Raw genomic sequence first — 3,742 nt, 5'->3', positions numbered from 1 at the left:
TCTTTTCAATATGGAGGTCTTTATGTCAAAATATTTACCTATCTTTGAATTGTTGTGTACTGATATGGCGAAAAGAGAGAAATCTGCGCTTCCCTTGTGTGCAGCTGAAAATGTTGTATCTCCTTTTGCGAAAATTGCATTGGATTCTTTTATTCAAGAGAAATATATTATGGGTGGAGTTCACGATTTTGATGCCGATAATAATTTTATGGAAGCCGAATTGCTCTTTAAATTTTATCAACTAATTAACACGCAATGTATGGAACTTTACCATAGTTTATACGCAGATCCTCGAGCATTATCAGGTGTTAATGCCGTTATGGTACTTTTAATGAGCATATTTAAAGAAGGTGATACACTCCTTATTTCTTCCGAAGACAGTGGAGGACATGGCTCCATGGCTCTTATTTGTAAGCGATTAGGGATTTCCACCATAGAATTACCTTTTGATTATTGTACGATGGATTTTGACTATGATTCCATAAATCATATTCTAAAAACAAAAAAAATACATGGCATGCTTATTTGTCCTTCAGATCTGCTTTGGCAACCTAAATTAGAAAACTTAATTTTACCACCGGATTGTATTCTAATTTATGATGCAACTCAGACATTAGGCTTGATGCCACATGGGGCAAATGAGAACCCTCTGCTAAAATTTCCTGATGATGCTCGATTCATTCTCATGGGGGCGACACATAAGACAATACCTGGGCCAACCTGTGGGCTTATTATGACGAGAAACATTGAGCTGGCAAAAAGCTTTGATAAAAAAATAAATCCAGATTATTTACGAAATGTCCAGTTTCACCATGTACTTAGCTTAGCCTTAGTCCTCATGGAACTTGAAGTATATGGTAAAGCTTATAGTGAAAAAAATTATATATAATGCTAATTACCTTGGTAAGAAATTAGAAAAAAAACGGATTTAATGTCATTAAAGACGAGAAAGGACTATACACTACAACTCACCAACTGTTTTTACCTATGTCAATTATGCATCTAGAAACATATGTAAAAAGATGCAAAGAATTGGGGATAACACTAAATGCTAGATATAAAAAAATTATATCGAAATGCAGGAATTCGCTTGGGGGTACAAGAAGTTACACGGTATGGTTGGGGCAATAATGAAATGGATGAAATCGCCGATATTATGACAGCAATTTATTATAACAACTCCGACAATCAATCAATTGAAAACAGAATATCTAATCTTGCAAAAAAAACAAAAAAAAGTTTACTATACCTTTGAAGAAGAAGTCCTTTGCAAGATAGATAAAATATTACATAACAGTTAATTTTAAAATTCCCGGACTATCAATCTGTTTCGCTAAATCATAATAATTATTTTGTTTGCAGTAAATAAAAAAATTCCTGTAGTGGCTTTTCATCAGACAGAAGAAATTTTACATAAGTAGCATATGCTGAATTTATTAGTAAGTCTGCTTCTTTAACTTTTTCATATTCATCTTCAACAATGTGAAATTGTTTTTTGCGCCATGCAGAAGAATTCTGTGGGGAGGACCACAATGTTAAGATTTTTCCTAAACGGGAGCAACACGCTAGATTTATATCTTTGTTTTCCTCAGCAAAGTCAATCGCTTGGTCGTATAAATGTAAAATAGCGTTGATATCATGTTTGGCTGTTTTTTTCTTCATTTTGTATACGCATTAACTCAGCCTTTTCAAAATAAAAATCATAGATTATACGCCATCTGGTCTTCTCCAGTTGTTCTAAGCATAAGTTAATTATATTTAATGCCTCATGAGAGTTGTTTTGAATCTTCCAATAGTAATTTGCGATATGCCTCTGCATATGCACTTGTTCCGGACTGTTCTTTTCAGCAGTGTCACGAAGCATTTGTATTGTAGATTCATAAGGAAAGCTTTTATTTCCCCAAAACAAATGAATCGCCATGCGTGAATAAAGCACTTTGACGCGCATAGTTTGAGTCAACTTTTTTTTCAGACAGTCTTTGTAGAATGCTATCTGCTAAGGGCAAATTATCACCCTTATGTTTTATGCAGTGAGCCTTAAGGTACAAAAATCTATTCATATAATCTTCTTTTATATTTTCCTTTTGAGATAAAAGAGCGTCAATTTCGTCTAAAGCTAAATCAAATTGATTGCTAAGATGGTGTAAATCAATTATTAAATACTGCATCTCAAACCCCAATAAGTCATTAGTTTTGCGAAGTGAGGGTAAAGAAATTTCAGAACTTTCATAACGTTTTAATTCATCTATTGCCTGAGAATACTGCCCCAATTGTAGTAATGAATTTAGATGATAGTATCGAAATTCGTTATTAAATTCTTTGTTTTCATTTAAATATACTAGTTTGTTTTCCTGATCCAACTTTCCGAGTTTTACAAAGAAAAAAAATAGTCGTTTTGTGCATATTTCTTGCTGAATATATCCTTAGGAACATTTAGTTCTTCTTGAACATGTAGCATAAGCATTGCCGTTAATGCAATATCACTTTCTGTATCTTTCTTAAAATAAAAAGAATAAATATCTTTAAGAACATCATCGGGGTATCCAAACTGTCGGCAATATCCCGCTACGAGACTATCCATTCGAATATATGATTTTTGATGCTGCTTATATTCATGGGCTAAGGCTGTATCTAAAACTGATGAAAGATGGTCTTCCGGAGATTCAGAAATATCTAATATGTCTTTCTTTGGAATTCCTCCTTCATAGCAGAGGTTTAAATATGATAAATAAACAACAATCTTTTTCTGGTCAGCGAGTGTTTCAAATTGATTCTTAATGACATGCTGAATATCTTCAATATTGGATAATTGAAACGACGTTTGTGAGACTTTAGTGTCAAAAAGCATTCTGACATAAGACGGTATTCCACCAGAAATACGAAGAATTTGCTGTTGCTCTTCGGATGATAACGGTTTATTGTAAACTTGGGAAAGTTCTTGGATATGCATTTCGCCAAACAGGGGCGGTATTAAAGCATCTGACTCTTCGATTTTTGTATCTACAGTTATAACCAAAATAATCTTTAAAAAAAGCACTTTTGTATAAAAGTGCATGTGCGGCTTCAATTGCAGCACGGCTTTGCTCCTTACATATATTATCAATAATAAGCAAGACCTTGGAACGATAGCTAGCCTTTTTAATAAAACGAACAACTTTTTCACATGTATTTAAGGAATCATCATTATGTAAAATTTGACTAATACACAAAAATATATCATTTTTATTCCCATCTATCGGAACGTAGTAAGCGGAATATTGTTTTTCTTCTGGATAATTCTTTAATAAGTTGCCCATCCTGCTATTTCTATTTACATCATCGGCAAATCTTTTTATTAATATACTTTTACCTCGGCACATACCACCCTTCAGAAAAAAAAGTGCGCCATTATCCTTATTATCCCTCTCCAAAAATGAAAAAAAGAATACTGCGCTCCTGTACACGATCAACGAAATATTCATCTCGGCAATATGTTTCAGGTTTTAACACAGCTTTTCGTAATTTAACGGAAAGGCAACCAAAAAGCACTGTAAGCATCCAACTACTAACATTTAAAAGTGGCGTTTCTGCATCTAGGCAGTTCGATAAAGGCTTTGGAATTTCTATGACTAAGAGAGAGTTATATGTTAATAACGGCAAGAAAATTGGAATTGCCGAAATAAAAATAAATACTATAAATAAGGTGAATGCAATATAATTAAAATGCCGATTACGCATATCGTTTTCCTCCAAGAGCATACAT

6 protein-coding genes are annotated in these 3,742 nt (G+C 33.3%); 2 read left to right on the top strand and 4 right to left on the bottom strand.

The annotated features are described in order from the left end of the window. Both JCM10519_RS24415 and JCM10519_RS24410 read left to right on the top strand, forming a co-directional pair. Nucleotides 1–889, top strand: an 889-nt coding sequence (locus JCM10519_RS24415; protein WP_347845385.1) for a hypothetical protein, incomplete at its 5' end; no start/stop codon positions are given. Between the two features lie 159 nt (nt 890–1,048). Then, nucleotides 1,049–1,255 (top strand): hypothetical protein, encoded by a 207-nt coding sequence (locus JCM10519_RS24410; protein WP_054742564.1) that lies wholly within the window; start codon nt 1,049–1,051, stop codon nt 1,253–1,255. Nucleotides 1,256–1,347: 92 nt separating this feature from the next. Here JCM10519_RS24410 and JCM10519_RS24405 read toward each other — a convergent pair whose 3' ends face one another. The 4 genes from JCM10519_RS24405 to JCM10519_RS24385 form a co-directional block, all read right to left on the bottom strand. Next, nucleotides 1,348–1,662 carry a hypothetical protein gene (locus JCM10519_RS24405; protein ID WP_054742562.1) on the bottom strand — a complete coding sequence of 105 codons (315 nt, stop codon included), beginning with the start codon at nt 1,660–1,662 and terminating at the stop codon, nt 1,348–1,350. Nucleotides 1,663–1,892: 230 nt separating this feature from the next. Beyond that, nucleotides 1,893–2,360, bottom strand: a complete 468-nt coding sequence (locus JCM10519_RS24395; RefSeq protein WP_054742558.1) for a hypothetical protein — start codon at nt 2,358–2,360, stop codon at nt 1,893–1,895. An 11-nt stretch (nt 2,361–2,371) separates the two neighbouring features. Further along, on the bottom strand, nt 2,372–3,076 hold the full coding sequence (locus tag JCM10519_RS24390) for a hypothetical protein (RefSeq protein WP_054742556.1): 705 nt from the start codon (nt 3,074–3,076) through the stop codon (nt 2,372–2,374). Between the two features lie 320 nt (nt 3,077–3,396). Beyond that, nucleotides 3,397–3,742, bottom strand: a 346-nt coding sequence (locus JCM10519_RS24385; protein WP_347845384.1) for a hypothetical protein, incomplete at its 5' end; no start/stop codon positions are given.

The sequence above is a fragment of the Clostridium sp. NkU-1 genome (assembly GCA_001312405.1).
This window is presented reverse-complemented; position numbering and strand designations above follow the sequence as displayed.

Bases quoted from the DNA above. Each gene is read 5' to 3' on its own strand.
- JCM10519_RS24410 (WP_054742564.1), top strand. From the start codon at position 1,049: ATGCTAGATATAAAAAAATTATATCGAAATGCAGGAATTCGCTTGGGG.
- JCM10519_RS24405 (WP_054742562.1), bottom strand. From the start codon at position 1,662: ATGAAGAAAAAAACAGCCAAACATGATATCAACGCTATTTTACATTTA.